This is a genomic window from Curtobacterium sp. MCLR17_031 (assembly GCF_003234775.2).
Lineage (GTDB): Bacteria > Actinomycetota > Actinomycetes > Actinomycetales > Microbacteriaceae > Curtobacterium > Curtobacterium flaccumfaciens.
This window is the reverse complement of the sequence record NZ_CP126270.1, coordinates 2,923,876-2,937,863: the sequence shown is the minus strand read 5'-3', so window position 1 is coordinate 2,937,863 and position 13,988 is coordinate 2,923,876. Positions and strand designations below refer to the sequence as shown.

The window sequence follows — 13,988 nt, the reverse complement described above, 5'->3', positions numbered from 1 at the left end:
CTTCCGACCGGGTATGCCCGGTTCCGCCAGGTATGCCCGGTTCGGCCAGGTGCGCCCGGTCCTTCCTTTGGCGTGCGCGATGCCTGGTGCTTTCGGGCGTACCACCACGGAACTTCCGACCGGGTATGCCCGGTTCTGCCAGGTGCGCCCGTTCCCCCTAGGTACGCCCGGTTCTGCCAGGTGCGCCCGGTTCTTCCCCTTGCGCGCGCGATGCCTGGTGCTTTCGGGCGTACTGACACAGAACTTCCGACCGGGTACGCCCGGTCTCGCCAGGTACGCCCGGTTCTGCCAGGTGCGCCCGATTCTTCCCCTGGCGCGCGCGATGCCTGGTGCTTTCGGGCATACCACCAAGGAACTTCCGACCGGGTACGCCCGGTTCCGCCAGGTACGCCCGAAAGCGCCAGCCGCGCCGCGCACGCGACGCGACCAACGCACGGACGGGAGGCCCGGTGCCAGCTGGCACCGGGCCTCCCGTCCGTGGTGGGGTCGCGTCAGCCCTTGAGGCCCGAGCCCGTCACACCCTCCACGATCTGCCGCTGGAAGATCAGGTAGAGGATGATCAGCGGCAGCGCCGCGAGGATCGCACCGGCCTGGATGTCGGCGTAGCGCTGCCCGAAGCTGCCCTGGACCGTGGCGAGCCCGACCGGGATCGTCATGAGGTCCGGGTTGGACAGCACGAACAGCGGCAGCAGCAGGTTGTTCCACACCCCGACGAAGGTCAGGATCGTCACGGCCGCGATCACGGGACGCGACAGCGGCAGGATGACCGACCAGTAGACCTTCCAGATGCCGGCGCCGTCGATGCGCGCCGCCTCTTCCAGCTCCTTCGGGATGCCGTCGAAGAACTGCTTGAAGATGAACACCGCGATCACGGCGGGCACCTGCGGGAAGATCACCGACCAGTAGGTGTTGAGCAGGCCGACCGCGTTGAGCTCCTGGAAGATCGGGATGATCAGCACCTGGGTGGGGATCATGATCCCGAGGATGATGAGCAGGAACGCGATGTTGCGGCCGCGGAACACCAGTCGCGACAGCGCGAACGCCGCCATCGACGCGAACAGCACGGTGAGTGCCGCCGTGACGACGCTCGTGATGGCGCTGGCGAGGTACCAGTTCCAGATGTCGCCGGCCTGGAACAGCGACGAGTACGAGTGCAGCGTCGGGTTCCAGTTCGACAGGATCGCGTTCGCGCCGAGTGCGGCGACGCCGTTGTCGGACAGCGACGTCTTCAGCGCGAACACGCTGGGGATGAGCCAGATGATCGCGAAGATCGTCAGGACGATCCCCGACGCGATCGTGAAGCCACGACCGCTGACGCCGATCTTCGCGGCGCTCGTCGGAGCGGCGGACGAGACGCCGGTGCGGAGCTTGCGCCCGGTGGTGATGCTCTCGGTGGCGGTCATGTCAGGCCCCGATCTCTCGCTTGGCGGCAGCGCGCTCGACGAGCTGCCGGATGACCGCGATCGCCACGATCACGATGAACAGGAGGACCGACGCGGCCGATGCGGCACCGAGCCGGTTGTCGGTGAAGCCGACGCCCGTGATGAGCTGCAGGGAGACCTGGGTCGAGATGCCCGGCCCGCCGTTCGTCATCAGGTAGACCTGGTCGAAGATCTTCAGGCTCGCGATGATCTGCAGCAGGACGACCAGCGTCGTCGTGCGGCCGAGCAGGGGGAGCGTGATCGACTTGATCTGCTGCCAGTTCGACGCACCGTCGACGGCGGCTGCTTCGTACAGTTCGCGCGGGATCTCCTGCAGACCGGCCAGGTAGAGCACGAAGTTGAAGCCGAGGGTCCACCACACGGTGGCGATCGCGACACCGATCATGGCCGTGTTCGGGCTCGACAGCATGCCGGAGCCGGGCGTCATGCCGATCGCCGACTGCAGGCTCGCCCACAGACCGGTGCTCGGCGTGAAGATGAACACCCAGATCAGCGAGATCGTCGCCGACGGCAGGATGAACGGCAGGAAGAACGCCAGACGGAAGAACCACTGCCCGCGGTTCATCCGGTTCGTCAGCACGGCGAACACGAACGCCAGGATGACGAGCGGCGGGGTCGTGTACAGCGTGAACTGCAGCGTGTGCCAGAGCGACGACCAGAAGTCGCTGCGCCCGAGCATCTCGGCGTAGTTCGCGAACCCGGCGAAGCTGCCGAGCCCGGTGCGGACGGTCGAGGTGTTGAAGAAGCTCGTGACGATCATCCAGACCGTCGGGCCGAGCAGGAAGGCCACGTAGAACAGGCCGAACGGGGCGAGGAACAGCCAGCCGCTGCGGCCCTGGCCGCGGTTCACGCTGGAGCCGTAGGTGCGGTTCCGGCGGAGACGCGGCGCGGTGGCCGCGTCGGTCGGCCGGTCGAGGACAGGTGCTGTGGTCACGTCATCGTGCCTTTCGCGCGGTGTTCACGGCGATCGCGGGGGTCGTCTGCCCGGCGTGGTCCGGCCGGGCTGTTGCGTACCGGGTCACAGGGGGCTCGGGGTGTTGAGGTACGTCGCGAGCTGCGACTTGATGGCGCTGAGGGCCTGCGCGGGGGACGAGCTGCCCTGCTGCACGAGGGCGAGCTGGGCGCCCACCGTGCCCTCGAACGTCGAACCCGACCCGCCGTACCAGGCGGCGTCGTCGAACACGGCGGTCTCGGCTGCGGCCGCGTAGTTCGACTGCGGCGTGAGCTTCTTGTACGCGGCGCTGTCGAACGTCGGGATGTAGGCCGGCACGTGCCCGCCCTCGGCCCAAGTCAGGCTCTGCTCGAGCATCTGCTTGATGAAGAGCATGTGCTGCTTGCGCTGCTCCGGCGTGCGGTCCTTCTTCGGCAGGACGAACGTGTGCGAATCCGCCTGGGTCGCCGGCTTGTCGTAGAGCTGGGGGATCGGCGCCATGCCGAAGTTCAGGCCCTTGATCGACTGCGCGGTGCTGATCTCCCATTCGCCCTGCATGAAGAAGCCGGCCTTGCCGTCGAACATGAGCGATTGCGCGGTGGCGTAGTCGAGGGCCTTGTTCAGCCAGCCCTCCTTCACCCACTTCTGGGTGCGGCTCGTGACCTCGTTGTAGGCGTCCTCGTTGACGGTGAGCTTCGATCCGCCGTCGCTGATGAACGGGGTGGCGTCCTTCAGCTGGTTGTACATCGTCCAGAAGAAGCGCCACGGGGTGGCCGTCTCCGGCACCACGTTCGCGACGTTGAGCGCTGTGCCGCCGGTGACCTTGGCGACCGCGGCGAGGGCCTTCTCGAAGTTGTCCATGCCGTTGAGGTCGACGAGGTTGCCGTCGCCGTCGATCAGGCCGGCCTTCTTGCAGACGTCGACGTTGTAGAAGAGGACGAAGGGGTGGGTGTCGAGCGGGACCGCGATGTTGTTGCCGTCGGTCTTCTGCGCCGCCCAGGCCTTCTGGTTGAAGTCGGCGGCGCTCAGGCCGACGCTCGCCAGGTCGTCGGACGTGATCGGGTCGAGCAGGTCACCGTCCCAGAGCGGCTTCGCGCGGGTCAGGTGCGCGACCGCGACGTCCGGCGGCTTGTTCCCGACGGTCGCCAGTGTCAGCTTCGAGTAGTACGGGTTGCCCCACGCGAACGTGGTGCCCTGCAGCGCGCTCGAGCCGCCGTGCTGCTTCGCGTAGCCGTCCTCCATGGCCTGCATGCGGACGCCGTCGCCACCGCCGAACAGGTTCCAGAAGACGAGGGTCTCGGGGTTGAGTGCGCTGCCGGCGAGGCCGGCGGCGAGGGGGCTCGAGCAGGCGGCGAGCGGCAGGACCGTCGCGGCCGCTGCGCCAGCGGCGAGGAAGCCCCGGCGCGAGAGGCGCGACGCGGGTGTTGCGGGTGGGATCGGCATGGCATCACTCCATCGGGATGGGCCGGGCTCGGGAACAGGGTCGGTGCTCCCGCCGGAGCATCGCTGCTCCGGACCCGGAGCACTGCTGCTCCGGACACGGAACGACCTTCCGGTGCTCCGTGAGCGCTCACATTAGCGCTCGCTCCCGGCATCCGCCACCCCTTTCGCGACGGCGTGGAACCCGGTAGCGTTTCCGTCAGGTGAGCGCTCACTTTCGTGACGGCCCGCTTCGGTTCCCGTCCGTGGCCCCACCCGCTCCCCGCACGAACCGCACTGCCACGATCGAAGGAGATCCATGCCCCGCACACACCTCGTCCTCGACGCCGCGTTCACCGTGGGGCCGGTGCGACGTCGCCTGTTCGGCGGGTTCGTCGAGCACCTCGGCCGCCACGTCTACGACGGCATCCACGAGCCCACCCACGAGACCGCCGACGAGCACGGCTTCCGCAAGGACGTCGTCGAACTCGTCAAGGAACTCGGCGTCTCCGCCATCCGCTACCCCGGTGGCAACTTCGTCTCTGGGTACAAGTGGGAGGACGGCGTCGGCCCCGTCGAGCAGCGCCCCCGCCGCCTCGACCTCGCCTGGCACTCGACCGAGACCAACGAGGTCGGCCTGCACGAGTTCCAGCACTGGCTCGACCAGGTCGGCTCGGAGCTCATGCTCGCCGTGAACCTCGGCACCCGCGGCACGCAGGAGGCCATCGAGCTCCTCGAGTACGCGAACATCGACGCCGGGACCGCACTGTCCGAATACCGTCGTTCGAACGGTCGCCAGGAACCCTTCGCCATCAAGATGTGGTGCCTCGGCAACGAGATGGACGGCCCGTGGCAGCTCGGCCACAAGAACGCCGACGACTACGGCAAGCTCGCCGCCATGACCGCCAAGGCCATGCGGCAGATCCAGCCCGACCTCGAGCTCGTCGCCTGCGGTTCCTCCGGGGCGTCGATGCCGACGTTCGGCGAGTGGGAGCGCACCGTCCTCGAGCACACCTACGACGACGTCGACTACATCTCCGCGCACGCCTACTACGAGGAGGACGACGACCTGCCGTCGTTCCTCGCCTCGGGCGCCAACATGGACCACTTCATCAAGACGGTCACCACGGCCGCCGACCACGTCCAGGCGCAGAAGAAGTCCGACAAGCGCATCGACATCTCGTTCGACGAGTGGAACGTCTGGTCGATCAAGAAGTGGGAAGCGAAGGCCAAGACCTTCACGCTCGACGAGTGGCCCGTCGCCCCGCGTCTGCTCGAGGACGTCTACACCGTCGCCGACGCCGTCGTCGTGGGTGGCCTGCTCATCTCGCTGCTCCGCCACGCCGACCGCGTCGCCTCGGCCTCGCTCGCCCAGCTCGTCAACGTGATCGGCCCGATCATGACCGAGCCCGGCGGCCCGGCCTGGCGCCAGACGACGTTCTTCCCGTTCTCGGTCACCTCGCGCCTGGCGCAGGGCACCTCGCTGCAGGTCAAGGCCTCTGGTGACACGGTCGACGGCGGCAAGCACGGCGAGGTCCCGGTCGTGGACTCCGCCGCCACCGTGTCCGAGGACGGCAAGGCCGCGGTCTTCCTGATCAACCGCCACCCGTCCGAGCCGACCACGGTGACGATCGACCTGGCCGGCATCGGTGCGACGGGTGACGTCCACGCCGAGGGTGTCTGGGACGACGACCTGCACGCCGTGAACGACCTGGAGAACACCTCGCGCGTGGAGCTCCGTACGAACGAGTCGGTCCGTCGCGAGGGCGACACCGTCACGATCGAGCTCCCGCCGGTCTCCTGGACCGCCGTCTCGATCGGCTGACAAGGCGCCTCGGCGCACGCCACGGCGGGCGTCGAGTGAGCACAGAGGACGTCGGGCGCTCGCGCCCGACGTCCTCTGCTCGTTGTGGGGGCGCGGTGGGCGGCGCGAGTTCACGTGCTGGGCGACATCTCACGGGGCGACGGGCGCGTGGACTGTCGCTGGGCCCGAAACATGCGCGGCGGCGGCCGGGAGGCGCGTGGCGGCCTGGCACCGGGCCTCCCGTCCGGCCCGCGCGCGAGTTCACGGGCTGGGCGACAGTTCACGGGGCCGTGCGCGCGTGATGTGTCGGTGAGCGCGAAAACCCGCGCCGCGCCCCGCCGCGTCAGCGCGCCGGCGGCGCCGCCGTGCTCGCGCGCTCGACGAGCCGCACCGGCACCAGGTCCGCCGCGACGCTGACCCGCTCGCCGTCGATCTGGGCGAGCAGGTTCGCGACCGCTCGGCGGCCGACCTCGTCGAAGGACTGGTGCACGGTGGTCAGTGGCGGCCAGAACGAGTCGGACTCGGGGGAGTCGTCGAACCCCACCACGCTGAGCGACGACGGCACCGGGCGACCGGACTCGTGTGCGGCGCGGAGGACACCGAGGGCGGTCTGGTCGTTCGCGGCGAACACCGCGGTGATCTCCGGGCGTGCAGCGATCTCGAGCCCGGCCTCGTAGCCGTGCTCGGTCGTCCAGCCGCCGCGGAACACCGGGGGGACCGGCCGACCGGCGCGCGTCAGGGTGTCCTGCCACGCGGCGAGGCGACGGGCTGCCGAGTACGACGACTCCGGCCCGGCGACGTGCCAGACGGTCTCGTGCCCGAGGTCGAGCAGGTGCTGCGTGGCCTGTCGGGCGCCGTCGGCCTGGTCGGTGTCGATCGCGGGGTGGTCGGTGCTGCCCGTGGAGTCGATGATGACCATCGGCACGCCGTCGGGCAGCACGACCTCGGCGGTGTCGATGATGTGCGACTCGATGATGATCACGACGCCGTCGACGGCCTGTTCGTGCAGGCGCGAGAACGCGGAGCGCACGCCGGCCTCGGTGCGCGAGGCCATCGGCAGCAGGGTGATCGTGAAGTCGGCGACCCCGGCGGCGTCGGCGATCGCCTCGAGCGTGCGCATGTTGCCGAAGGACGCGAGCGTGAACATGATCACGCCGATGGTGCGGAAGCGGCCGGAGCGCAGGGCGCGGGCGGCGCGGTTGGGTCGGTAGCCCAGGGACTCCATCGCGCGCTGGACGCGATCGCGGGTCTCCGGGCTGACGTTGTCGAAGCCCCGGGCGACGCGCGAGACCGTCTGCATCGACACCCCGGCGGCGTCGGCCACTGCGGCCATCGAGGGGGCGCGGCGGGTGCCGGCGGGGGACTCCATCGTCACGCTGGCGCTCCTTCCGGATCGAGGGGCCGAGCGGTCGGCCTCCCCGGACGCTAGCGCATGTTGACGTTGCCATGCTATCGTCGCGTCGTTCGATGTTGACGTCAACATCGGTGACCGCCCGGACACCCTGATCCGGCCCGGGCCGAGGCGCCGACATCGACCACCCGAACGCAGCAGACGAAGGAGTCACATGAGCACGCTCGCAGCGCGCCCCGGTGAGGCAGCACCGCGCCCCACCGCCGAGCGCCCGGCCGGCCGCCGCCCCAAGCCGCGGGGACGGTTCACCGGATGGCTGTTCGTCGGCCCGTTCGTCGTCGTCCTGGTCCTGATGCTCATCGTGCCGATCGGCTACGCGCTCTGGCTCAGCCTGTTCCGCGACCAGCTCATCGGCGGCAACCAGTTCGTCTGGTTCGCCAACTACGTGCAGCTCTTCCAGGACGCCAAGTTCTGGTCCGGGTTCGGCCGGGTCGCGATCTTCCTGGTCGTCCAGGTGCCGATCATGCTCGGCCTCGCGCTCGTCGCCGCCCTTGCCCTGGACAGCGCCCGACTGTGGGGGACGAGCTTCTTCCGCATCGCGGTGTTCCTGCCCTATGCCGTCCCCGGGGTCGTCGCGGCCCTGATCTGGGGCTTCATCTACGGCAACCAGTTCGGTCTGACGGGCGCCGCGAACGACGCGCTCGGCATCGACCTGCTGCAGCCGTTCAGCCCGAGCTGGGTCCTGACGTCGATCGGCAACGTGGTCACGTGGGAGTTCCTCGGCTACAACATGCTGATCTTCTACGCCGCACTCCGCACCGTCCCCGGTGAGCTGTACGAGGCGGCCGAGCTCGACGGTGCCGGCCCGATGCGCACGGTCCTCTCGATCAAGCTCCCGGCGCTCCGCGGCCCGATGGTCATCGCCACGATCTTCTCGATCATCGGCAGCTTCCAGCTCTTCAACGAGCCGAACCTGCTCAAGACGCTCGCCCCGAACGTCATCGGCAGCGCCTTCACCCCGAACATGTACGCCTACTCGCTGTCCTTCAGCGGTCAGCAGTTCAACTACTCCGCCACGGTCGCGATCGTGATGGGCGTGATCACCGCGGTGATCGCCTACGTCGTCCAGGTCCGCGGCACCCGCGAGGAGAACCGATGAGCACCATCCAGCACCCCGCCGGGCCCGCAGCGGCCACGGTGACCGAGGCGACCACGACGCAACGTGCGCCGCGCACCCGCTCGATCCGCGCCTCCAGGCAGCTCCGCACCGCGGAAGGCGGACGCAAGCCGAAGCGTTCCGGCCTGCTGACCGCGGTCATGGTGGTCTTCGTCGTGTACTCGTTCGCGCCGCTGTTCTACCTGCTCGTGAACAGCACGAAGACGCAGGCGTCGCTGCTCTCCACGTTCGGTCTGTGGTTCGGCGGGGACTTCAACCTCTGGCAGAACATCGTCGACACGGTGACGTACAACGACGGCATCTTCCTGCAGTGGTTCGGCAACACGCTGCTCTACGTCGTCGTCGGTGCCGGCGGGGCCACCCTGCTCGCCACCGTCGCGGGCTACGGCATGGCGAAGTTCCAGTTCCCCGGTCGCCGCGCGGTCTTCGCCGTCGTCCTCGGCGCCATCGCGGTCCCCGGCACGGCCCTGGCGGTCCCGACCTTCCTGCTGTTCTCGCAGGTCGGCCTGACCAACACCCCGTGGGCGATCATCCTGCCCTCGCTGATCAGCCCGTTCGGCATGTACCTGATCTGGACCTACGCGGTGGACGCGATCCCGGCCGAACTGCTCGAGGCCGCCCGCATGGACGGCGCCGGTGAGTTCCGGATCTTCTTCACGATCGCGCTCCGCCTGCTCGCGCCCGGTGTCGTCACCGTCCTGCTGTTCGCGGTCGTCGCCACCTGGAACAACTACTTCCTGCCGCTCATCATGCTGAGCGACCCGAAGTGGTACCCGCTGACGGTCGGCCTGAACCAGTGGAACGCGCAGGCCACCGGGTCCGGCGCGCAGCCGATCTACAACCTCGTCGTCACGGGATCGCTCCTCACGATCATCCCGATCGTGGTCGCGTTCCTCTTCCTCCAGCGCTTCTGGCAGTCCGGCCTCGCGGCCGGGTCGGTCAAGGCCTGACCCCCTCGGACACCAGGCGCACGGCGACCCCGCCACGCGCCGCCCGGTCCGGCACACAGCAGCACCACCCCCTCCACGAAGAAGTGAAAGGCACTCCCATGAACAAGCGTCTCCGGCGCGGGCTCAGCGCCCTCGCCATCGGCGTCACCGCCGCGATCGCCCTCGCCGCGTGCGCCTCCGGTGGCTCCGGCTCCGGCGGATCGGCCGACGACATCGACAAGGCCCTGCAGGACGGTGGCACCCTGACCTACTGGTCGTGGACCCCGTCGGCGAAGGCCCAGGTCGCCGCGTTCGAGAAGCAGTACCCCAAGGTGAAGGTCAAGCTCGTCAACGCCGGCACCGGTGCCGACCAGTACACGAAGCTGCAGAACACGATCAAGGCCGGCTCGGGCGCCCCCGACGTCGCCCAGGTGGAGTACTACGCCCTGCCGCAGTTCGCGCTGTCCGAGTCGCTGCTCGACCTGTCGAGCTACGGCTTCGACTCGCTCGAGAAGGACTTCGCGAAGAGCACCTGGAGCTCGGTGTCCATCGACGGCAAGGTCTACGGCCTGCCGCAGGACTCCGGCCCCATGGCGCTGTTCTACAACAAGAAGGTCTTCGACAAGCACGACATCGCCGTGCCGAAGACGTGGGACGAGTACGTCACGGCGGCCAAGAAGCTGCACGAGGCGGACCCGAAGGCCTACATCGCGGCGGACTCCGGCGACGCCGGCTTCACCACGAGCATGATCGCCCAGGCCGGTGGCACCCCCTTCACCACCGACGGTGACAAGGTGACCATCAACCTGCAGGACGAGGGCACCAAGAAGTGGACGAGCACCTGGAACGAGCTCGTCGAGCAGGGCCTGCTGTCGAAGACGGTCGGCTGGACTGACGACTGGTACAAGCAGCTCGGCAACGGTGAGATCGCCACGATGATCACCGGCGCCTGGATGCCCGGCAACCTGGAGTCCGGCGTCGCCCAGGCCTCGGGCGACTGGCGCGTCGCCCCGATGCCGACCTACGACGGTGGCACCGCCCAGACCGCGAACAACGGAGGCAGCGCCCAGGTCGTCATGAAGCAGTCGAAGAACCCGGCCCTCGCCGCGGGCTTCCTCAAGTGGCTGAACTCCTCGAAGGAGTCCACGAAGGTCTTCATGGAGTCCGGCGGCTTCCCGTCGACCACCGCTGACCTCGACTCGTCGGCGTTCCTCGACGAGAAGCCGGAGTACTTCGGCGGCCAGCAGATCAACAAGGTGCTCGTCGACGCGTCGAAGTCCTCGGACAACGACTTCACCTACCTGCCCTACCAGGTGTACGCGAACAGCGTCTACGCCGACACCGTCGGTCAGGCGTACGAGAACGGCACCTCGCTCGACGCCGGCCTCGAGGCCTGGCAGAAGGCCCTCGCCAAGTACGGCAAGGACCAGGGCTTCACGGTCTCGTCGAAGTAGTTCGACAGCATCCCCGCGGGGCCGTGCGGACACGTCCGCACGGCCCCGCTCCACGCCCGGCCCCGCTCCACGCCCGGCCGGGCCGGCAACGAGAGAATGACACCATGCGCTTCGCCATCGGCGACACCGACTTCCTGCTCGACGGCGAGCCGCACCGGGTCCTGTCCGGCGCGATCCACTACTTCCGCGTGCACCCCGACCTGTGGGCCGACCGGATCCGCAAGGCGAAGCTGATGGGCCTCAACACCATCGAGACCTACGTCGCCTGGAACGCGCACGCGCCGTCGCCCGGGGTGTTCGACCTGTCGGGTGGCCTGGACCTCGGCCGCTTCCTCGACCTCGTCGCCGCCGAGGGCATGTACGCCATCGTCCGCCCCGGCCCCTACATCTGTGCCGAGTGGACGAACGGCGGTCTGCCGTACTGGTTGTTCGCGGACGGCTCCGTGGGCGTCCGGCGCAACGAGCCCGGCTTCCTCGCGGCGGTCGAGACGTACCTGCAGCAGCTGGCCCCCGTGCTGGTCCCGCGGCAGATCGACCAGGGCGGGCCCATCGTCCTGGTGCAGGTCGAGAACGAGTACGGCGCCTACGGCTCCGACCCCGAGTACCTGCGCGCACTCGAGCAGATGCACCGCGACATCGGGCTGACCGTCCCCTTCACGAGCGTCGACCAGCCGATGGGCACGATGCTCGAGGACGGCTCCCTGCCCTCGCTGCACAAGACCGGTTCGTTCGGCTCCCGTTCCGCCGCCCGCCTCGAGCGCCTGCGGCAGGCCCAGCCCACCGGGCCCCTGATGTGCTCGGAGTTCTGGGACGGCTGGTTCGACAGCTGGGGCGAGCACCACCACACCACGCCGGCGGCCGCCAGCGCCGAGGACCTGGACGTCCTGCTCGCCGCCGGCGGCTCGGTGAACATCTACATGTTCCACGGCGGCACCAACTTCGGCTTCACGAACGGCGCGAACGACAAGGGCGTCTACCGCCCGATCGCGACGTCGTACGACTACGACGCCCCGCTCGACGAGGCCGGTCGGCCGACCGAGAAGTTCCACGCCTTCCGCGCGGTGATCGCGCGCTACGCGCCCGTCCCGCCGCTGCCCGCGACGATGGAGCCGGGTGGATCGGGTCGACTCGGTCCCGTGGCCGCGTCCGGCGACGGCCTGGAGGCCCGGATCACCCCCGCCACGGACCTCGCCGTCCGTCTGGACCGCGTCGCGTCGCTCCGTTCCCTGCTGCCCACGCTCACGACGTGGTCCGCGCACGACGAGCCGCCGACCTTCGACGCCCTCGGAGCCGCGAGCGGCTTCGTCGCCTACCGCGCCGAGGTCGACCTGCCCACCGGAGGGGTGCTGACCGTCGGCACCGAGGTGCGCGACCGTGCGATCGTGTCGGCCGACGGTGTCGTCGTCGGGGTCCTGGAGCGCGAGCACCACGACCGCGCCATCACCCTGCCGCCGGTGACCGGCACGCTCGAGCTCCTCGTCGAGGACCAGGGCCGCGTCGACTACGGCGTCCGCATCGGTGAGCCGAAGGGCCTGATCGGGGGTGTCTCGATCGACGGCGTCCCGGTGGCCCGTTGGACGGCGTCGCCGCTCGCCCTCGACCCCATCGCGCCGGCCGCCGTGACCGCGCTGTCCGAGGTCGCTCCGACCGGCACCGAGGTGCTCGCCGGGCCGACGTTCGCAGCTGGCTCGTTCGACCTCGACACCGTGGACGACCGGTACCTGTCGCTCGACGGGTTCCGGAAGGGTGTCGCCTGGGTCAACGGGTTCTGCCTCGGTCGGTACTGGTCGCGAGGCCCGCAGCGGACCCTGGCGATCCCCGGCCCGGTCCTGCGCCAGGGTCGCAACGAGCTCGTCGTGCTCGAGCTGCACGCCGCCGCGTCCCGCACCGCGTGCCTGCTCGTCCAGCCCGACCTGGGTCACACCGAGGCCTAGTCGGGCGCGCGGCCTGGTCGAATCGGGCGTCCCTGGTCGAATCGGGCGTCCCTGGTCGGACGTTTCGACCAGGTACGCCCGATTCCGCTGTCCATGGCGGGCGTCATGGGAAGGATCAGTCGCGGTCGAGGGCGTCCAGGTCGGCGAGGGCGCGCTCTGCATCGGCGATCCGGTCGGCCTCGGGGCGGGTCCACCACTCGGGGCCGCGTTCGCCCAGGCCGTGCTTGACCAGGCCGTTCCGGTGCCGTGCCGCCGCCAGGGCCTCGTCGTCGCCCGCGCGCTTCGCGGTCTTCACGGCGTTGCGCCCGCGCCCAAGGTGGGAGCGGAGTGCGGCGGCGAGCTCCTCGGGCAGGGCGGGGTCGGTGCGGCGCCAGCGTCGGCCGTCCACGACGAAGAAGTGGTCGTCGGGTTCGGCGGTCATGGTCCGAGTCTGCACCGTCGGTGGTGCCGGGTAGACAGGAGCCGATGAGCCACGAACGCGTCCGCCCGATGCTCGACGTCCGACGCATCTACGCCGAGCCGGCCGCGCTCGAACTGCAGCGCGGGCAGGAGATCGTCGGGCGCTGGCCGGACGCCGAGATCGTCCCGGTCGAGTCGCACTGGAACATCCCCGAGGTGCACGGCGACGAACGGAACGTCCAGCGCTGGGTGCGGATCAAGACCGAGGCGCTCGTGCTCGGCGTGAAGAAGTCGTTGGTGACCCGGCCGAACGGTCGCTCCGCCGACTTCATCGCACCGTCCACCGCGAACGGCTGCGCGATGGCGTGCGCCTACTGCTACGTGCCGCGGCGCAAGGGCTACAGCAACCCCGTGACGGTGTTCGCGAACATCGATCAGATCACCAAGCACGTGGCGCGGAACATCGCCAAGCAGGGGCCGAAGACCGAACCGAACCAGTGCGACCCGGAGTCCTGGGTCTACGACATCGGCGAGAACAGCGACTGCTCGGTCGACGCGATGATCGGCGACAACGTCCGCGACCTCTGCGACCTGTTCCGGATGACCCCGACGGCCAAGGCCTCGTTCGCCACGAAGTACGTCAACCGCGACCTGCTCGACTGGGACCCGATGGGCCGGACCCGGATCCGCTTCTCGCTGATGCCGCACGAGACCGCGAAGATCACCGACATCCGTACGAGCCCGATCGCCGAGCGGATCGCCGCGGTGAACGACTTCGTCGACGCCGGCTACGAGGTCCACCTGAACTTCTCGCCGGTCATCCTCACGCCGACGTGGGAGTCGGACTGGGCCGAGCTGCTCCGGCAGGTCGACGACGTGCTGTCCCCGGCCGCCAAGGCGCAGCTCGCTGCCGAGGTGATCTTCCTGACCCACAACCAGCCCCTGCACGAGGTCAACCTCGGGTGGCACCCCAAGGCCGAAGACCTGCTGTGGCGTCCGGACCTGCAGGAGCAGAAGGTGTCCCAGAACGGTGCCGTGAACGTGCGCTACCGGTCCGGCATGAAGGGGCAGCTCGTCGAGCGCTTCCGCGAACTCGTGGCCGAGCACCTGCCGTCCTGCCGGATCCGGTACGCCTTCTGACCGGCCCC

At 69.3% G+C, this 13,988-nt stretch carries 11 protein-coding genes; 6 read left to right on the top strand and 5 right to left on the bottom strand.

Annotated features, from left to right (window positions below):
* Positions 1-491: 491 nt before the first annotated feature.
* The 3 genes from DEI96_RS13885 to DEI96_RS13875 all read right to left on the bottom strand — a co-directional run bounded on the left by DEI96_RS13885 (position 492) and on the right by DEI96_RS13875 (position 3,816).
* Positions 492-1,403, bottom strand: coding sequence for a carbohydrate ABC transporter permease (locus DEI96_RS13885; protein WP_027466145.1), 912 nt, complete (start codon positions 1,401-1,403; stop codon positions 492-494).
* Position 1,404: 1 nt separating this feature from the next.
* Positions 1,405-2,376 carry a carbohydrate ABC transporter permease gene (locus DEI96_RS13880; protein ID WP_111023538.1) on the bottom strand — a complete coding sequence of 324 codons (972 nt, stop codon included), beginning with the start codon at positions 2,374-2,376 and terminating at the stop codon, positions 1,405-1,407.
* Positions 2,377-2,460: 84 nt separating this feature from the next.
* Positions 2,461-3,816: an extracellular solute-binding protein gene (locus DEI96_RS13875; protein ID WP_111023535.1), complete on the bottom strand. Its 1,356-nt coding sequence runs from the start codon at positions 3,814-3,816 to the stop codon at positions 2,461-2,463.
* Positions 3,817-4,111: 295 nt separating this feature from the next.
* Here DEI96_RS13875 and arfA point away from each other — a divergent pair, with 295 nt between their 5' ends.
* Complete coding sequence (arfA, locus tag DEI96_RS13870) at positions 4,112-5,617, top strand: arabinosylfuranosidase ArfA (RefSeq protein WP_111023532.1); 1,506 nt, start codon at positions 4,112-4,114, stop codon at positions 5,615-5,617.
* Between the two features lie 322 nt (positions 5,618-5,939).
* On the opposite strand, the gene DEI96_RS13865 is transcribed toward arfA, so the two are convergent.
* Entirely contained in the window at positions 5,940-6,965 is a 1,026-nt protein-coding gene (locus DEI96_RS13865; RefSeq protein WP_035808788.1) for a LacI family DNA-binding transcriptional regulator, read from the bottom strand.
* A gap of 196 nt (positions 6,966-7,161) precedes the next feature.
* Here DEI96_RS13865 and DEI96_RS13860 point away from each other — a divergent pair, with 196 nt between their 5' ends.
* The 4 genes from DEI96_RS13860 to DEI96_RS13845 all read left to right on the top strand — a co-directional run bounded on the left by DEI96_RS13860 (position 7,162) and on the right by DEI96_RS13845 (position 12,441).
* Positions 7,162-8,106 (top strand): carbohydrate ABC transporter permease, encoded by a 945-nt coding sequence (locus tag DEI96_RS13860; RefSeq protein WP_111023529.1) that lies wholly within the window; start codon positions 7,162-7,164, stop codon positions 8,104-8,106.
* Positions 8,103-9,074, top strand: a complete 972-nt coding sequence (locus tag DEI96_RS13855) for a carbohydrate ABC transporter permease (RefSeq protein WP_209049394.1) — start codon at positions 8,103-8,105, stop codon at positions 9,072-9,074. The genes DEI96_RS13860 and DEI96_RS13855 overlap by 4 nt, the downstream gene beginning before the upstream one ends.
* A 98-nt stretch (positions 9,075-9,172) precedes the next feature.
* Positions 9,173-10,507 (top strand): ABC transporter substrate-binding protein, encoded by a 1,335-nt coding sequence (locus DEI96_RS13850; protein WP_181242986.1) that lies wholly within the window; start codon positions 9,173-9,175, stop codon positions 10,505-10,507.
* A 104-nt stretch (positions 10,508-10,611) separates the two neighbouring features.
* A complete protein-coding gene (locus DEI96_RS13845) occupies positions 10,612-12,441 on the top strand; it encodes a glycoside hydrolase family 35 protein (RefSeq protein ID WP_111023526.1) in 1,830 nt (609 codons plus the stop codon).
* A gap of 115 nt (positions 12,442-12,556) precedes the next feature.
* On the opposite strand, the gene DEI96_RS13840 is transcribed toward DEI96_RS13845, so the two are convergent.
* Complete coding sequence (locus tag DEI96_RS13840) at positions 12,557-12,862, bottom strand: biopolymer transporter Tol (RefSeq protein ID WP_111023523.1); 306 nt, start codon at positions 12,860-12,862, stop codon at positions 12,557-12,559.
* Between the two features lie 44 nt (positions 12,863-12,906).
* On the opposite strand from DEI96_RS13840, the gene DEI96_RS13835 reads away from it, so the two are divergent.
* The gene (locus tag DEI96_RS13835) at positions 12,907-13,980 is read left to right on the top strand and encodes a spore photoproduct lyase family protein (RefSeq protein WP_111023520.1); all 1,074 of its coding nucleotides are present in this window, start codon (positions 12,907-12,909) and stop codon (positions 13,978-13,980) included.
* The last annotated feature ends 8 nt before the right edge of the window (positions 13,981-13,988 follow it).